The 16687-nt window shown below is 67.6% G+C and carries 20 protein-coding genes; 18 read left to right on the top strand and 2 right to left on the bottom strand.

Annotation, left to right across the window (positions count from 1 at the left end; all coding sequences use genetic code 11):
* Positions 1–12: 12 nt before the first annotated feature.
* The 18 genes from FHD68_RS02140 (at position 13) to cysE (ending at position 15163) form a co-directional block, all read left to right on the top strand.
* Positions 13–1272 carry a DNA-packaging protein gene (locus FHD68_RS02140; RefSeq protein WP_127899341.1) on the top strand — a complete coding sequence of 420 codons (1260 nt, stop codon included), beginning with the start codon at positions 13–15 and terminating at the stop codon, positions 1270–1272.
* An 80-nt stretch (positions 1273–1352) separates the two neighbouring features.
* Entirely contained in the window at positions 1353–2537 is a 1185-nt protein-coding gene (locus tag FHD68_RS02135) for a phage portal protein (RefSeq protein WP_127898334.1), read from the top strand.
* Between the two features lie 3 nt (positions 2538–2540).
* On the top strand, positions 2541–2771 hold the full coding sequence (locus FHD68_RS02130) for a GTA head formation protein, RCAP_rcc01685 family (RefSeq protein WP_045999356.1): 231 nt from the start codon (positions 2541–2543) through the stop codon (positions 2769–2771).
* 3 nt (positions 2772–2774) lie between these two features.
* Positions 2775–3305, top strand: a complete 531-nt coding sequence (locus FHD68_RS02125; protein ID WP_240542390.1) for an HK97 family phage prohead protease — start codon at positions 2775–2777, stop codon at positions 3303–3305.
* Between the two features lie 108 nt (positions 3306–3413).
* Positions 3414–4577, top strand: a complete 1164-nt coding sequence (locus tag FHD68_RS02120) for a phage major capsid protein (protein WP_127898335.1) — start codon at positions 3414–3416, stop codon at positions 4575–4577.
* A gap of 190 nt (positions 4578–4767) precedes the next feature.
* Positions 4768–5382: a head-tail connector protein gene (locus FHD68_RS02115; RefSeq protein ID WP_127898336.1), complete on the top strand. Its 615-nt coding sequence runs from the start codon at positions 4768–4770 to the stop codon at positions 5380–5382.
* Positions 5382–5720, top strand: a complete 339-nt coding sequence (locus FHD68_RS02110) for a head-tail adaptor protein (protein WP_127898337.1) — start codon at positions 5382–5384, stop codon at positions 5718–5720. Before FHD68_RS02115 ends, FHD68_RS02110 begins: the two co-directional genes overlap by 1 nt.
* Complete coding sequence (locus FHD68_RS02105) at positions 5717–6136, top strand: DUF3168 domain-containing protein (RefSeq protein WP_045999352.1); 420 nt, start codon at positions 5717–5719, stop codon at positions 6134–6136. Before FHD68_RS02110 ends, FHD68_RS02105 begins: the two co-directional genes overlap by 4 nt.
* Positions 6137–6148: 12 nt before the next feature.
* Positions 6149–6562 carry a phage major tail protein, TP901-1 family gene (locus FHD68_RS02100; protein ID WP_127898338.1) on the top strand — a complete coding sequence of 138 codons (414 nt, stop codon included), beginning with the start codon at positions 6149–6151 and terminating at the stop codon, positions 6560–6562.
* Positions 6562–6876 carry a gene transfer agent family protein gene (locus FHD68_RS02095; protein WP_127898339.1) on the top strand — a complete coding sequence of 105 codons (315 nt, stop codon included), beginning with the start codon at positions 6562–6564 and terminating at the stop codon, positions 6874–6876. The genes FHD68_RS02100 and FHD68_RS02095 overlap by 1 nt, the downstream gene beginning before the upstream one ends.
* Positions 6873–7127: a rcc01693 family protein gene (locus FHD68_RS02090; protein WP_127898340.1), complete on the top strand. Its 255-nt coding sequence runs from the start codon at positions 6873–6875 to the stop codon at positions 7125–7127. The genes FHD68_RS02095 and FHD68_RS02090 overlap by 4 nt, the downstream gene beginning before the upstream one ends.
* Entirely contained in the window at positions 7114–7758 is a 645-nt protein-coding gene (locus FHD68_RS02085; RefSeq protein WP_127898341.1) for a phage tail tape measure protein, read from the top strand. The genes FHD68_RS02090 and FHD68_RS02085 overlap by 14 nt, the downstream gene beginning before the upstream one ends.
* Positions 7759–7771: 13 nt before the next feature.
* Entirely contained in the window at positions 7772–8404 is a 633-nt protein-coding gene (locus FHD68_RS02080) for a DUF2460 domain-containing protein (RefSeq protein WP_127898342.1), read from the top strand.
* Entirely contained in the window at positions 8401–9234 is an 834-nt protein-coding gene (locus FHD68_RS02075; RefSeq protein ID WP_139085088.1) for a DUF2163 domain-containing protein, read from the top strand. The genes FHD68_RS02080 and FHD68_RS02075 overlap by 4 nt, the downstream gene beginning before the upstream one ends.
* Positions 9227–9652, top strand: coding sequence for an NlpC/P60 family protein (locus tag FHD68_RS02070; RefSeq protein WP_127898344.1), 426 nt, complete (start codon positions 9227–9229; stop codon positions 9650–9652). The genes FHD68_RS02075 and FHD68_RS02070 overlap by 8 nt, the downstream gene beginning before the upstream one ends.
* A gap of 24 nt (positions 9653–9676) precedes the next feature.
* Positions 9677–13558 (top strand): baseplate multidomain protein megatron, encoded by a 3882-nt coding sequence (locus FHD68_RS02065; RefSeq protein WP_139085085.1) that lies wholly within the window; start codon positions 9677–9679, stop codon positions 13556–13558.
* A complete protein-coding gene (locus tag FHD68_RS02060; RefSeq protein ID WP_127898345.1) occupies positions 13548–14258 on the top strand; it encodes a DUF2793 domain-containing protein in 711 nt (236 codons plus the stop codon). Before FHD68_RS02065 ends, FHD68_RS02060 begins: the two co-directional genes overlap by 11 nt.
* Before the next feature lie 77 nt (positions 14259–14335).
* Positions 14336–15163 carry a serine O-acetyltransferase gene (gene cysE / locus FHD68_RS02055; protein WP_127898346.1) on the top strand — a complete coding sequence of 276 codons (828 nt, stop codon included), beginning with the start codon at positions 14336–14338 and terminating at the stop codon, positions 15161–15163.
* A 2-nt stretch (positions 15164–15165) separates the two neighbouring features.
* Here the strand turns inward: cysE and FHD68_RS02050 are convergent, their stop codons facing one another.
* Complete coding sequence (locus FHD68_RS02050) at positions 15166–16218, bottom strand: quinone-dependent dihydroorotate dehydrogenase (protein WP_127898347.1); 1053 nt, start codon at positions 16216–16218, stop codon at positions 15166–15168.
* A complete protein-coding gene (locus FHD68_RS02045) occupies positions 16215–16550 on the bottom strand; it encodes a DUF952 domain-containing protein (protein ID WP_127898348.1) in 336 nt (111 codons plus the stop codon). Before FHD68_RS02045 ends, FHD68_RS02050 begins: the two co-directional genes overlap by 4 nt.
* Between the last annotated feature and the right edge of the window lie 137 nt (positions 16551–16687).

Genomic DNA, 16687 nt, shown 5'->3' with positions numbered 1-16687 from the left:
CAGAACGCGCTGATGAGCCTGCCCTGGCTGTTCGAGTTCTGGGCTTTGCCGCACCAGTTGCCCCCGGAGGGCGACTGGAAATCCTGGGTGATCATGGGCGGGCGCGGGGCGGGCAAGACCCGCGCCGGGTCGGAATGGGTGCGCAGCCTGGTCGAGGGGCCCACGGCTGCGGCGCCCGGGAAGTGTCATCGCGTGGCGCTGGTCGGGGAGACCTTCGACCAGGTGCGCGAGGTGATGGTGTTCGGCGAGAGCGGCATCCTGGCCTGTTCGCCCCCCGACCGTCGTCCGGTCTGGGAGGCGGGCCGCAAGCGGCTGGTCTGGGCAAACGGGGCGACCGCCACGGTCTATTCCGCGCATGAGCCGGAGGCTTTGCGCGGGCCGCAATTTGATGCGGCCTGGGTCGATGAGCTCGCCAAGTGGAAGAAGGCCGAGGATGTCTGGGACATGCTGCAGTTCGCGCTGCGGCTTGGCGAACATCCCCAGCAGGTCGTCACCACGACGCCGCGCAATGTGGGCGTGCTGAAGCGCATCCTGGGCAATGCCAGCACTGTGGTGACCCATGCGCCGACGGATGCGAACCGCGCCTATCTGGCGGAGAGTTTCCTGGCGGAGGTCGAGAGCCGCTATGGCGGGACGCGGTTGGGGCGCCAGGAGCTGGACGGCGTGCTTCTGGACGATGTCGAGGGGGCGCTGTGGACGACCGCGATGCTGGAAGGCGCGCGGGTGGCCGAGGCGCCTAAGCTGGACCGGATCGTCGTCGCGGTCGACCCGTCGGTCACCGGCGGGCGGGCCAGCGACGAATGCGGGATCGTGGTGGCGGGCGTCGTTACGCAGGGCGAACCCAAGGATTGGCGCGCCTATGTGCTGGAGGATGCCAGCGTCCGGGGCGGGCCCACGGATTGGGCCCGCGCCGCGATTGCCGCGATGGACCGCCACGGTGCCGAGAAGCTGGTGGCCGAGGTGAACCAGGGCGGCGATCTGGTCGAGAGCGTCGTGCGCCAGATCGACCCGCTGGTCCCGTTCAAGGCGCTGCGGGCGTCGCGGGGCAAGGGGTTGCGGGCAGAGCCCGTCGCCGCGCTGTACGAGCAGGGGCGCGTCAAGCATCTGAAGGGCGCCCTGGGCACGCTGGAGGATCAGATGTGCCAGATGACGGTGCGCGGGTTCGAGGGGCGGGGCAGTCCCGACCGGCTGGATGCCCTGGTCTGGGCGGTCCATGAGCTGATGATCGAGCCCGCCGCAGGCTGGCGCAGGCCGCAGATGCGGCGATTGTAACCGGGTCCGAGAGGTCGGACCGACGAAGGGCCGTCCCGCAGGGGGCGGCCCTTTCGCATGGCTGAGGCATGGAGGCGAGCATGGCGTTTCGATTGTTTTCGCGGGAGGAGAAATCATCCCCCCCGCCAGAGAGGAAGGCCAGTGCGACGGGCCGGGTCGTGGCATTCGCCAGCGGGTCCGGGCGCCCTGTCTGGTCGGCCAGGGATACGGGCACGCTGACGCGCGGCGGGTTCATGGGGAACCCGGTGGGCTTTCGCAGCGTGCGCCTGATCGCCGAGGCCGCGGCGGCCGTGCCGATGATCTGCGCGGATCGCGACCACCGCTATGAGGTGCATCCGGTTCTGGATCTACTGCGCAGGCCCAATCCGGGCCAAGGTCGGGCCGAGCTGTTCGAGGCGCTGTTCGGGCAGATCCTGCTGTCGGGCAACGGCTATCTGGAGGCTGTGGGCGCGGACGCCACGGGCATCCCGGAGGAGCTGCACGTGCTGCGGTCCGACCGCATGAGCGTGGTGCCCGGTGCGGATGGCTGGCCCGTCGCCTATGAATATGCGGTGGGCGGGCGCAAGCACCGGTTCGACATGACCGGCAGCCCCGATCCGATCTGCCACGTCAAGGCGTTCCACCCGCAGGACGACCATTACGGTCTGTCGCCGATGCAGGCGGCCGCCGTCGCGCTGGACGTGCACAACAGCGCCAGTGCCTGGTCCAAGGCGCTGCTGGACAATGCGGCGCGGCCCAGTGGGGCGATCATCTACAAGGGAGTCGACGGGCAGGGGGTGCTTAGCCCCGAGCAGTATGACCGCCTGGTGGGCGAGATCGAGATGAACCATCAGGGCGCGCGCAATGCGGGCCGTCCGATGCTGCTGGAAGGCGGGCTGGACTGGCGTCCGATGGGTTTCAGCCCGTCCGACATGGAGTTCCACGAGACCAAGCTGTCGGCGGCGCGCGAGATCGCGTTGGCTTTTGGCGTGCCGCCCATGCTGCTGGGAATTCCGGGGGACGCGACCTATGCGAATTATGCCGAGGCGCACCGTGCGTTCTTTCGCCTGACGGTGCTGCCGCTGGCGACGCGGGTGTCGGCGGCTGTCGCCTGGTGGCTGTCCGAGCATCTGGGCGCCGAGATCGAGCTGCGGCCCGATCTGGACCAGATCCCGGCCCTGGCCGAGGAGCGCAACCAGCAATGGGCCCGCATCAGCGGTGCGAGCTTCCTGACGGATGCGGAAAAGCGCGCCCTGCTGGGCCTGCCGCCCCTGGACGGGGCGTGAGGCATGGAAGGGTCGCGTTTCGTCAAGGACGGGCTGTGGCACGACACGCGTCTTGAGGCGCAGGAACGGATCATGGCGCTGCAGTTCGGCCAGGTCGAGAAGCGCCTGGAGCGGATCGAGGCGATGATCGAAGGGCTGGAGCGGCGGCTGTGGATGACGGTCTACGGCGTGGTCGCCGTGATCCTGACGCAGGCCGTCCAGGGTATTCTAGATTATGCGCCGAAAGGAGGCTGAGGGATGGTTCCGGGTCTGGAGATGAAGTTCGCGGGCGGTCCGCCCGTGCTGACCGACGGTCAGGTGATCGAAGGTTATGCCAGCCTGTTCGGTCTGACCGATCAGGGCGGCGATGCGGTGCTGCCCGGCGCGTTTGCCGCGTCGCTGGCGCGGATCGCGGCGCGCGGCGACAAGGTGCGGATGCTGTGGCAGCACGACCCGACCCGCCCCATTGGGGTCTGGGACGAGGTCCGGGAGGACGGCAAGGGCCTGTGGGTCAAGGGCCGCCTGCTGCCCGACGTGGCGCAGGCCCGCGAGGCGGCGGCGCTGATCCAGGCGGGTGCGATCGACGGGCTGTCCATCGGCTATCGCACCCTGCGGGCCGAACGCGACAAGGCCGGTCGGCGCGTGCTGGCCGAGGTCGAGCTGTGGGAGGTGTCGCTGGTGACCTTCCCGATGCTGGCCGAGGCCAAGGTGGACCGCAAGGACAGCGACGAGATGCGCGACGTCGCGGCGCTGTTCGTGCAGGCGGCACAGGCCCTGCGCGGCGCATGAGATTTCGGACCGGGTGCATCCCGGTCCGTCAACCAGGTTCGGACCGGTCCCGTGCGGGAGGTCCGACGACAGGGGCGCGGCCCCGATCACCGTGACGAGGAGAAGACCATGACCGAGGTGAAGGCCGCGGGCGGCGGCGACATGCCCGCCGACCTGAAGGGGGCCATGATGGGGTTCGTCAGCGAACTCAAAGGCTTTCGTGAAGATATTCAATCCAAGCTCAACGCACAGGAACAGCGTATGACCATGATCGACCGCAAGACCGCCCTGCGGGGCCGCGCGCCCCTGTCCGCCACCGCAGAGGTCGAGGTGCCCCACCAGAAGGCGTTCAACGCCTATTTGCGCAGCGGCGACGATGACGGCCTGCGCGGTCTGGCCATCGAGGAGAAGGCGCTGTCGGTGGCCAGCGACGGCGGTTTTCTGGCCGCACCCAAGGTTGCCGAGACCGTGCAGAACACGCTGCATTCCACCTTGTCGCTGCGCCGTCTGGCCAACGTGGTGACCATCGAGGGCAGCGTCTATGAGGCACTGGTCGAGCGTGGCGACATGGGCGCCGGTTGGGCGACCGAGGCCGCCACGGTCGAGACCGCGAACTCGGCCCTGGACCGCATCGCCATCCCGGTCCACGAGCTGTCCGCGATGCCGCGTGCCAGCCAGCGCCTGCTGGACGATGCGGCCTTTGATGTCGAGGGCTGGCTGGCCGAGCGCATCGCCGAGAAGTTCGCCCGGTCCGAGGCCAACGCCTTTCTGCGCGGCGACGGCGTCGACAAGCCGCGCGGCCTGCTGAGCTATCCCACCGCGCCTGCGGCGACCGCGACCACGGCCCAGATCGGCTTCGTCGCCACCACCGCGGCTGGCGATTTCCCGGCCGCTGCGCCGATGGATTGCCTGATCGACCTGATCTACTCTCTGGGCGCGGAGTATCGCTCGAACGCCTCGTTCCTGATGAACTCGAAGACGGCAGCGCGGGTGCGCAAGATGAAGGATGCCGACGGCCGCTTCCTTTGGACCGATGCGCTGAGCGTGGGCCAGGTGCCCCAGCTGCTGGGTTATCCGGTGATGATCAGCGAGGACATGCCCGACATGACGACGAGCTCGTTCTCGATCGCGTTCGGTGATTTCCGCGCGGCCTACACGATCGTCGAGCGTCCCGACCTGCGCGTGCTGCGCGACCCGTTCAGCGCCAAGCCGCACGTGCTGTTCTATGCCACCAAGCGTGTCGGCGGCGGGATCACCGATTTCCGCGCCGTCAGGCTGCTGCGCTTCATCTGATCCCCCGAGGGATCGGATGAGGGAGGGGCGCGCCTGGTGCCGGGCATTCCGGTTTAGCAACTGTCCGCGCGCGCTGATGGCCGGCGTGCGGCGCGCCCCGCTTCCCTTTTGCCTGCAAGACAGCCGGGGCCCCGTTCGGGGGCCCCGGCTTTGGTGGAACATGCGGACGGCACGACGGGAGGTTCGCAACATGATGCTGATAGAGGAAACGGCGCCCGCGGCGGAGGCGCTGCCGGTGGCCGCCCTGCGCGCGCATTTGCGTCTGGCCCAAGGTTTCGAAGGGCCCGACGACGCCGCTGAGACGGCGGCACTGGCGGGCTTTCTGCGTGCAGCGATCGCCACAATCGAGGGGCGCACCGGCAAGGTGCTGCTGAAGCGGCGGTTCCGCATGCAGCTGGACGATTGGCGCGACCGGCTTGGCCAGTCGCTGCCGCTGGCGCCCGTGCATTCGGTCGAGCGCATCGAGATCGACGACGGGAACGGCACGCTGACCCACCTGCCCCCCGAGGGGTGGCGGCTGGTCCCGGACGGACAGCGCCCCGTGATCCTGCCGACCGGGGTCGTGCTGCCGTCGATTCCGCGGCGGGGGACGGTGACGATCACGTTTCTGGCGGGCTTCGGGGATGCCTGGTCCCAGGTTCCGGCGGATCTGGCGCAGGCGGTCATCCTGTTGGCCGCGCGTTATTACGACGATCGCAGCCAGGATGGTTTGCGTCATGCACTGCCCTTTGGTGTCAGCGCGCTGATCGAGCGCTGGCGCGCGGTCCGCACCCTGGCCGGGCGCGGCAGCCGGGAGTGGCGCTGATGGCCGCCCCGAACCTGTCGACGCGGCTGGCGCTGGAGACATCCGACCGGATCGCGGACGGCTTGGGCGGCTATGAGACGCGGTGGCGTCAACTGGGCTGGCTGTGGGCGCAGATGGAGGCGCGGTCGGGTCGCGAACAGGGGACCGGCGCGGGAATGATCAGCGTGGTCCAATGGCGCATCACGCTGCGCGCCGCGCCTGTGGGTGATGCGCGACGCCCGCGGCCGGGGCAGCGGCTGCGCCAGGGAACACGGTTGTTCCAGATCGAGGCGGTCGCGGAGAGCGATCCGTCCGGTCGGTATCTGGACTGCTTTGCGCGCGAGGAGGATCTGACATGAGCTATGGGGCAGGGGTCGCCTTGCAGGCGGCCGTCTATCAGCAGCTGCGCACGAACGAGGCGCTGGCGGATTTGGTGGGCGATGCGATTTTCGACGCGATGCCTGTGACGGCGCCAAGCGGGATCTATGTCTCGCTTGGTCCCGAGGAGGTGCGTGACGCCAGCGATTCCACGGCACGCGGATCGCGGCATGATTTCGTGATCTCGGTCATGGCGGGCAGCGACAGTGGGGCGGGCTTCGGCGCGGTCAAGGCCGCAGCGGTCGCCGTGGCCGATGCGCTGGAGGCGGGCGGACTGGTGCTGTCGCGCGGACAGCTGGCGGGTTTGTGGTTCCTGCGCGCAACCGCGCGGCGGGTGAAAAGCGGCGCGGCTCGTCAGGTCGACCTGACCTTTCGCGCGCGCATCGATCTGAACTGAGGAGATGGGACAATGGCAGTGCAAAGCGGACGTGATCTGCTGATCAAGATGGATATGTCGGGCAACGGCACGTTCGAGACCGTGGCGGGCCTGCGTGCGACTCGCCTGTCCTTCAACGCCGACACCGTCGACGTGACCAGCATGGACAGCGCCGGTGGCTGGCGCGAGCTGTTGGGCGGTGCCGGCGTGCGCAGCGCGTCGATCGCCGGATCCGGCGTGTTCCGCGACGCGGCCACCGACGGGCGCGCCCGCCAGGCGTTCTTTGACAGCGAAATCCCGTTGTTCCAGGTCATCATCCCCGATTTCGGCACCGTGGAGGGCCGGTTCCAGATCACCGGCCTGGAGTACGCGGGCAGCTACGACGGAGAGGCGACCTATGAGATGTCGCTGGCTTCGGCGGGGGCGCTGACCTTCGTGGCGCTGTGATGGCCAATCCGATGCGCGGCGAGGTGTCGCTGATGCTGGATGGCCGGCCGCATGTCGCGCGCCTAACCTTGGGCGCCCTGGCCGAACTGGAGGCGCAGCTTGAGGCGGACGGGTTGACCGGGCTGGTCGCCCGTCTTGACGCCGGGCATTTCTCCAGCCGCGAGATCCTGGCCGTGCTGGTGGCCGGGCTGCGCGGCGGCGGCTGGACGGGGCAGGCGGGTGATCTGACGGCGGTGCAGATCGACGGGGGTCCGCTGGAGGCCGCCCGCGTTGCCGCCCGCCTGCTGGCCTTGGCCTTTCGGGCGCCTGCATGACCGGGCGCGCCGGGGGGCTGGACTGGGCGGGCCTGATGCGGGCGGGCCTGCAGGGGCTGCGTCTGCATCCCGATCAGTTCTGGGCACTGACCCCCGCCGAATTGGGCCTGATGCTGGGCATGGGTCCGACGGCGCCCCGCATGACCCGTGACCGGCTGGCCGATCTGGCAGCTCGATATCCCGACGCGCCTGCACCGGCGGGCGTGGTCTTGGCTGAAACGACGGGGGATCATCAAGATGACCACACGTGACGGGACCGGCACTGCGCTGGACCAACTGGACGACGACCTGGGCCGCAATTCCCGCATGACGCAGGAGTTCCAGGCCGAACTGGGCAGGTTGCGCCAGTCGATGATGTTCACCACGCGCGAGGTCGGTACCCTGTCCTCGGGGCTTGAGCGTGGCTTGGGCCGCGCCATCGACGGCTTGGTCCTGGACGGCGGCAAGCTGTCGGACGCGTTGAAATCGATTGGGCAGTCGCTGGCCGATACCGTCTATGGCATCGCCATGAAGCCCGTCGAGAACGCTTTGGCAGGGTCGATCGCGGGCGGCATCGGCGGGATGCTGGGCGGGGTGATGCCCTTTGCCAAGGGCGGGGCATTCGCCAACGGACGCACCATGGCCGGAGATGTCGTCTCCGGACCAACGGCATTTCCGATGCGCGGCGGTCAGGGGCTGATGGGCGAGGCCGGGCCAGAGGCGATCATGCCGCTGCGGCGCGGTCCCGACGGCAAGCTGGGCGTTGCCGCAGCCGGGGGAGGGGGATCGGTGAACGTGACGTTCAACATCCAGACCCCCGACGTGGCCGGGTTCCAGCGCAGCCAGTCGCAGATCGCGGCGCAGATGTCGCGCGTGCTGGCCCGCGGCGAGCGAAACAGCTGAAAGGAGGCAAACGATGGCGTTTCACGACGTAAGATTTCCGACGAACCTGTCCTTTGGCGCCATCGGCGGTCCCGAGCGGCGCACCGAGATCGTGGCGCTGGCCAGCGGGTTCGAGGAGCGCAACACACCCTGGACGCATGCGCTTCGCCGCTTTGACGCGGGCATGGGCCTGAGGTCGTTGGACGACCTGTCGGAGGTCATCGCCTTTTTCGAGGCGCGTGCGGGGCAGCTGCACGGGTTTCGGTGGAAGGATTGGTCCGACTACAAGAGTTGTCTACCGTCAGCGGCCCCGGCATTCGGCGATCAGGTGATCGCGGTCGGGGACGGGCAAACGCGCGTCTTTCCGTTGTCGAAGGCCTATCGATCCGGGGCGACGGTCTATCGTCGGCCCGTGACCAAGCCGGTCCAGGGTTCCGTGCGCGCCGGGATCGGGGGGGCAGAGGTGTTCGTCGGCATCAACTATGCCGTAGACCATGTTGCCGGGCGCATCATCTTTGACGAGGCCCCGGAGGCGGGCGCGGACATCTCTGCCGGGTTCGAATTCGACGTTCCGGTGCGCTTCGACACGGACCGGATCGCAGTGTCCGTCGCGTCGTTCCAGGCCGGGCAGGTTCCCGACATTCCGGTCGTGGAGGTTCGGGTATGACGACGACGACAGTTGCACGCGCTTGGTCGGTGCGGCGCACCGATGGTCTTACGCTTGGCTTTACCGATCATGACCAGCGACTGGTCTTTGGCGGGGTGACCTTTCGCCCTGACCGCGGCCTGACCGCGCGGGCGTTGGTTCAGGGAACCGGCCTGTCGGTCGACAACTCCGAGGCGGTCGGGGCGCTGAACGATGATGCGATCACCGAGCGCGACCTCATGACCGGTCGGTGGGACCAGGCAGAACTGCGCATGTGGGAGGCCGACTGGAGCGATGTCACCAGTCGAAAGCTGGTGTTTCGCGGGTCTTTGGGCGAGGTCTCGCGTGCGAACGGGGCCTTCCGCGCCGAGCTTCGCGGCCTGTCAGAGGCGCTGAACGCGCCGCAGGGGCGCGTCTATCATCCCCGGTGCAGCGCGCGCCTTGGCGATGGGGCGTGCAGGGTCGACCTGAGCGCGGAAAGTCTGAGCATGCTGCGCCAGGTTCAGGTTATGGACGATGGACGCGTCTTCACGTTCACCGCATTTCCGGCCTTTGACGCGGCGTGGTTCGATCATGGGCGGCTGGAGGTTCTGTCCGGAGCAGCGCAAGGTCTGCATGGTGCGATCAAGAACGACACTGCACGCCCCGGTGGCCAGAGGATTATCGAGCTGTGGTCCAGTCTGGGCATTCTGCCCGCCACCGGCGACCAGATCCGACTGACGGCAGGATGCAACAAGGCTGCGGATACGTGCCGGCTGAAGTTTCGCAATCATCTGAACTTCCGCGGGTTTCCTCATCTGCCGTCCGAGGATTGGCTGATGGCGCCTCAGGCAGGACGCCGGAATGGATAGCCCGGTCGTCGATGCCGCCCGGCTGTGGCTGGGCACGCCTTATGTCCATCAGGCCAGCGTCCGGGGCAGTGGCTCGGATTGCCTCGGGCTGATCCGCGGCGTCTGGCGCGACCTGTATGGGGCGGAGCCTGAGGCGCCCCCGGCCTATACCGCCGATTGGGCCGAATGCGGCAGCACCGAAGTGCTGCTGTCCGCGGCCATGCGGCACCTGCGTCCGGTCGATGATGCGGACTGGCAGCCAGGGCAGGTGCTGTTGTTTCGGATGCGGCAGGGCGCCATCGCCAAGCACTTGGGCATCCTGTCGGCCGCGGGCGATGCCCCCCGGTTTCTGCATGCCTATACCGGCCACGGTGTCATCGACAGTCCGCTGACCCCTCCGTGGCAATCCAGAATCGTGGCACGGTTCCGCTTTCCCTGACCAATTCGAACGAAGGAGGCCCTTATGGCCACGATTGTCCTGTCTGCCGTGGGTGCGTCGCTTGGCGGAGGTTTCGGGGGGGCGGTCCTTGGGCTGTCGGGTGCCGTTCTGGGCCGTGCGGCAGGAGCCGTCCTGGGTCGTGCCATCGATCAGCGCCTGCTGGGCGGTGGGGCGAAGGCCGTCGAGACGGGCCGGATCGACCGCCTTCGCATCCAGACAGCCGGAGAGGGCATGGCCATCCCCCGGATCTGGGGACAGATGCGCCTGCCTGGGCATGTCATCTGGGCATCCGACCTTGAAGAGGTCACGCGGTCCGAGAATGCGGGTGGTGGCAAGGGCGCGCCCAGCACCCAGGTGACCCAGATCAGCTATCGTCTGTCTGTCGCATTGGCGTTGGCCGAAGGTCCGATCCTGTCAGTGGGCCGGGTCTGGGCCGATGGCGAGGAGATTGCACAGGCGGATCTGAACATGCGGATCTATCGTGGTGGCGAGGCGCAGATGCCGGACCCCGTGATCGCCGCCATCGAAGGCGACGCGGCCCCTGCCTATCGCGGGACGGCCTATGTCGTTTTGGAGAACCTGAGCCTGGAGCGGTGGGGCAACCGCATGCCGCAGCTTAGCTTTGAGGTGACATGCCCGGCACGTGACGGCAGCGGCCTGTCGCGCGACGTCCGGGCCGTCGCCCTGATCCCCGGCACGGGGGAGTATTCGCTGGCCACGACGCCTGTGACCGAAAGCGGTGACCTGGGCGAAAGCCGCAGCTTCAACACGAACACGCCGATGGGCGGGACCGACTTTCGCGCATCGCTGGATGTCCTGGGGCGCGAACTGCCGAATGTGGGTTCGGTGTCGTTGATCGTGTCCTGGTTCGGCAGCGATCTGCGCATCGGTCAGTGCCGCGTGCAGCCCAAGGTCGAATACCGTCAGGTCGACGGGGCGGAGATGCCGTGGCGCGCGGGTGGCATCGGCCGTGCGGACGCGGCCGAGGTCGCGCGCAAGGATGGACGTCCGATCTATGGCGGCACGCCGTCTGACCGCTCGGTGATCGAGGGGCTCAGGGCGCTGTCGGCGTCGGGGCGCAAGGCGATCTTCTATCCGTTCATCCTGATGGAGCAACTGGGCGGCAACGGATTGACCGACCCTTACGGCGCGACCGAACAGCCTGCCATGCCCTGGCGCGGCCGCATCACGACCAGCGTCGCCCCCGGCCGGACCGGCACCACCGACGGCACGTTGGCCGCCGTCGATCAGGTGGCCGCGTTCTTCGGATCGGCTGCTCCGACCGATTTCGCGCGCATCGGTGAGGCCGTTACCTATTCCGGTCCGGCCGAATGGTCGTACCGGCGGTTCATTTTGCACTATGCCCATGTCTGCGCGGCGGCGGGCGGCATCGATGCCTTTTTGATCGGGTCCGAGATGGTCGCGATGACCCAGATCCGCGGTCCGGGAAACACCTATCCCGCCGTGGCGGCCCTGCGCCGCTTGGCTGCGGACGTCCGCGGCATCCTTGGGCCGAACGTCAAGATCGGCTATGCCAGTGACTGGTCGGAATATTTTGGCCATCACCCCGGAAATGGAGAGCTGTTCTTTCATCTGGACCCGCTGTGGGCAGACCCGAACATCGATTTCATCGGCATCGACAACTATATGCCGCTGTCCGACTGGCGCGATGGCGACGACCATCTGGATGCGTCCTGGGGTCGGATCGACAATATCGACTATCTGCGCGCCAATGTCGCGGGAGGAGAGGGGTACGATTGGTTCTATGCCAGCGACGCCGACCGTCTGACACAGAACCGTACGCCCATTACGGACGGTGCCTATGACGAGGCCTGGGTCTGGCGTTACAAGGACTTGACGGGCTGGTGGCAGAACCTGCACTACAACCGCCCCGGTGGTGTGCGGCAGAGGGAAGCGACCGCATGGGTGCCCGGGTCGAAGCCGATCTGGTTCACCGAGTTCGGCTGCGCCGCGCTGGACAAGGCGACGAACCAGCCGAACAAGTTCCTGGACGCGATGTCTTCCGAGAGCATGCTGCCGCATTTCTCCAACGGTACGCGGAACGATGCGATCCAAGCTGCCTATGTCGAGGCGACGATGGCGCATTGGTGCGACCCCGCCAACAACCCGGTCAATGCCGATGGCATGCGGATGCTGGACGTGGACCGTGCGCATGTCTGGTGCTGGGACGCGCGGCCCTATCCGGCCTTTCCGGGGCGTGGTGATCTGTGGTCGGACGGTCCTGCGTGGGATCGCGGACACTGGCTGAATGGGCGTGCGGGCGCCGTCACGCTGCGCGCGGTGGTCACGGACATCTGCAAGGGTGCGGGTGTGACGGCCGTTGATGTGTCGAGAGTATCAGGCGTGGTGCGGGGCTATGCCCTGCAGGGTTCCGAATCCGGGCGGGCCGCATTGCAGCCCCTGATGCTGGCACATGGTTTCGACGCGGTAGAGCGCGACGGCGTGCTGAAGTTCGTCTCGCGTGACGGACTGGCACGCGCGCAGATCGGACCCGATGACCTGGCCATCACCGGCGACGTGACCGGGTTCGAAACCGTCCGTCAGATGGAATCTGCGAACATCGGTCAGTTGCGCCTCAGCCATGTCGCGGCAGGGGGCGACTATGCGGTCGCGACGGCCGAGGCCAGCTTGACGGATATCGACCGTCGCGCCGTGTCCGAAAGCGAACTGGACATGGTGCTGACCCGCCCGGAAGGGCGCGCCATCACCGACCGCTGGATCGCTGAGGCCGAGGTGGCGCGCGATACGGCACGGTTCGCGCTTTCGCCATCACGTGCGGATCTTGGCCCTGGCGACGTTGTCGTGACGCATATGCCGGGGCAGGAGAGCCGCCGCTGGCGGATCGACCGGGTCGAGCGTGCGGGCGCCATCACGGTCGATGCCGTCAGGGTCGACCCCGGCCTCTACACGCCGCGTCTGGCGCATCAGGATCAGGGCGGTATCGGCCGCTATCTGCCGCCGATGCCCGTGTTCCCGGTGTTCATGGACCTGCCCCTGCTGCGGGGCGACGAGGTTCCGCATGCCCCGTGGCTGGCGGTCGCGGCCCATCCCTGGCCGGGATCGGTCGCGGTCTATGGCTCCGCCGAGGCCGAGGGCGGGTTCGACCTGAACCTGATGCTGCAACGCCGCGCCCTGATCGGTCGGACGCTGACGCCATTGGGGCGTGCAAGCCCGGGTCTGATCGACCGGGGCGAACCGCTGCATCTGCGGATGCTTCGCGATCCGTTGCGGTCCGTGAATGAACGCGCGTTGCTGTCGGGTGCGAACGCGATTGCGATCGGGGACGGCAGCCTGACCCGATGGGAGATCATGCAGTTCGCGAACGCAGAGCTGGTGGCGCCGGACACCTGGCAGATCAGCCGCCGCCTGCGTGGGCAGGCCGGCACGGATGCGATCATGCCGGATGTCTGGCCCGCTGGCAGTCTGGTCGTGCTGCTGGATGGCAGCCCGCGCCAGGTCGCCCTGCCACCCTCCACTCGCGGCCAGGAGCGGTTCTGGCGGGTGGGTCCGGCCCTGCGGGCGCCGGACGACACCAGCTACCGCAGCCGTACGACGGTCGCGCCGGGGATCGGGCTGCGGCCCTATGCACCCTGCCACCTGCGCAAGCAGGGCAATGACATCACCTGGATCAGGCGCAGCCGGATCGAGGGTGATGGCTGGGACGGCGCCGACGTTCCGCTTGGCGAGGAATCGGAACGCTACCTGCTGCGCTTGATCCAGGCGGGGCAAGTCGTCGCCGAAGCCCAGACGCAGACCCCGTCATGGACCATCCCCGCGGCGGTCCGCGACCAGTTGCAGCCCGGACAGGTCACGATCGAGGTGGCCCAATTGTCGCAGACCTTCGGGCGCGGCCCCTTTGCAAGGAGAGACTTCAATGCCCAGTGAAACCGCGCGCCTTCAGATGGCCCTGTTGCAGCCCGCGCAGGCCCAGAAGCACGTCACCGTCAACGAGGCGCTGATGCGGCTGGACGGCATGGTGAACCTTGTGCTGCAGAGCATGTCGACGCAGACGCCCCCGGCAACGGTTCTGGATGGCCAGTGCTGGGGCGTTCCCGCGGCGCCCACGGGGGCATGGGTGGGGCAGACGGGGCGCATCGCCGTCGGATCGAACGGCGGGTGGGTCTTTCTGCCGCCGTCCCGCGGCATGCGCTGTTTCGTCGCCGACAGGGGGGTGGAGGCCATCCATGACGGCACTGCCTGGATCGTCGGCGCGATGAGCATGGGCAGCCGCGGGTCGGGCCTAGTCACCGGGATGGCCGAGGGCGAGGTCATCCTGGGCACGGGCAGCAGCACGGTGACCGGGGTCTTCATCCCGGCGGGTGCGCTGGTGATCGGAGCTGTCGGACGGGTCACGGCCACCCTGACCGGTTCGCTGACCGGCTGGCGTCTTGGTACGGCGGGGGCGTTGAACCGCTTCGGTCAGGGCCTCGGCAAGCAGCAGGATTCATGGGCAAGGGGGATGCTTGGTTCGCCCATGGCCTATTACCAGGCCGATCCGCTGATCGTCACGGCCGAGGGCGGCACGTTCACGGGCGGGCGCATCTCTCTGGCGGTGCATTGGCTGGAAATGCGGCTACCGAACTGATCGACCGGGCCCGCCCGTCTTTTCCCGGACCGCATTCTGTCCTATGTAGGAGGTCTGACAGACCGGGCGGGCCCAAGATGAACATGCTGCATACCGAAAAGACACCGCTGTCCCTGGACCGTGATGCGATCTGGGCGCAGCTGCGCGACGAGGGGCGGGCGGCAGCCGCCGCCGAGCCGCTGTTGGGTGCGCTGATCCATGCGGGGCTTTTGCATCACAAGAGCCTTGAGGCAGCACTGGCCTATCGGCTGTCGCTGAAGCTGGCATCGGGCGAGATGAGCGAACAGATCCTGCGCGAGATCGCCGATCATGCCTATGCCAATGCCCCCGAACTGGGGGACGCCGCGCGGGCCGACCTGATGGCGGTCTATGACCGCGATCCGGCGACACATCGGCTGATCCAGCCGCTGCTGTTCTTCAAGGGGTTCCAGGCGCTGCAGGCCTATCGGATGGCGCATTGGCTGTGGCAGCAGGATCGCAAGGATCTGTCGTACTTCGTCCAGATGCGGTGTTCGGAATGCTTTGGGGTGGACATCCATCCCGCAGCGCGCATCGGCACGGGCATCATGATGGATCACGCCCATTCCATCGTCATCGGTGAGACGGCGACTGTCGGCAACGACGTGTCGATGCTGCATTCCGTGACGCTTGGAGGGACCGGCAAGGAGGATGGCGACCGTCATCCCAAGATCGGCGACGGCGTGCTGATCGGCGCGGGCGCCAAGGTTCTGGGCAACATCCGCGTCGGGCACCATTCGCGGATCGCGGCCGGGTCGGTCGTGCTGCACGAGGTCCCGTCCTGCAAGACCGTCGCGGGCGTCCCCGCCCGCGTCATTGGCGACGCAGGTTGCCCTGAACCGTCGCACAGCATGAACCAGCTGCTGGGCGCCGACGACTACAGCTAGGGTCAGTCGGCGCTGGCGCTGCCTCTCAACTCGTCGAGGGTGATGCGCTGGCGGGTCAGCCGGTCGTCCAGCGCCTCTGCCAGGCGGGGCGCAATCGACAGTCCCTGATAGATCATGGCCGAATAGATCTGCACCGCCGTGGCGCCGGCTCGCAGCTTCTCCCACACATCGTCCACGCTGGTAATACCGCCGACGCCGACAAGCGGCAAAGCGCCTTTCGTTTCCCGATACAGCAGGGAAAGGACGCGGGTGGACCGGGCGAACAAGGGGCGACCTGAAAGCCCACCTGCCTGTCCGGCATGCGGTCCGGTGATGCCGTCACGCGACAGCGTCGTGTTCGTGGCGATGATGCCGTCCAGCTTCGCATTCATGGCGACCGACGCGACCTGCGCGATTTCAGTGTCGGTCAGATCCGGGGCGATCTTGACGAAAACCGGCACGCGCTTCGCCAGGCCGTCCCGCGTTGTCAGAACCCGGTCCAGCAAGGCAGACAGTGCCTCTGCCCCCTGCAAGTCGCGCAGGCGTTCCGTGTTCGGCGACGAGACGTTGACGGTCACGAAATCCGCTGATTGTCCCGCGACGCGCAGGACCTGGGCAAAGTCCTCGGCCCGGTCCGTGCTGTCCTTGTTGGCGCCTAGGTTCAATCCGACCGGCACGCCCGCGGGACGCGCCGCCAGGCGCCGGCCGATCACGTCCGCACCTTCGTTGTTGAAGCCGAACCGGTTGATGATGGCTTGTTGTTCCGTCAGTCGGAACAGGCGCGGTTTGGGATTGCCCGGTTGCGATCGCGGTGTGGCGGCCCCGACCTCCAGAAAGCCGAAGCCGGACCGCATCAGGGGGGCGATGACGCGCGCGTTCTTGTCGTATCCCGCAGCAAGGCCAATCGGGTTGGGCAACGTCATTCCCGCCAGAGACACCTGCAACCTGTCGGATGTCACGGCTCGACCGTGCAGCGGCACCACACCGCGTGCCAGCGCCGCGATCGACAGGTCGTGCGCCCGTTCGGGGTCAATGCGGTGCAGCGCGGCAAGTCCCAGCTTTTCGACCACGCTCATGGCACGATCCCGGTGTCGTGACCCGCGTCGGTCAGGCCAATGGGTCGCGACCATTGCACATCCGCCAGCGTCAATGCCCGGTACAGATGCGGGAACAGCGCCCCGCCGCGCGACGGCTCCCACCGCAGATCGGGCGCCAGGGCGTCCGGATCGCATGACAGCAGGATCAGCCCGTCCTCATTCGCAAAATGCTTGGACAATGTCACCGACAGCTGCTGGGCCGTTGAAAAGTGGATATAGCCGTCGGCCAGATCGACGGGCGCCCCGAGGGTGCGGCCGTCCTGCTGCATCTGGGCCCATTCGGCCGCGCGAAATACCTTGAAGATCTGCATGGCGGCATTTGCCTCCGCCCGGGGCTGCGGGTCAAGACGTCATCGGCCTCCATGCCGCCCAGGGACCTGAAGGTTTGACCCCCCCCGTCGGCTGCGCCAAGCTGCCGGGGCCAACCAACAGGGCCACATAGGGAATC

This window comes from Paracoccus marcusii, from assembly GCF_006151785.1.
GTDB lineage: Bacteria > Pseudomonadota > Alphaproteobacteria > Rhodobacterales > Rhodobacteraceae > Paracoccus > Paracoccus marcusii.
This window is presented reverse-complemented; position numbering and strand designations above follow the sequence as displayed.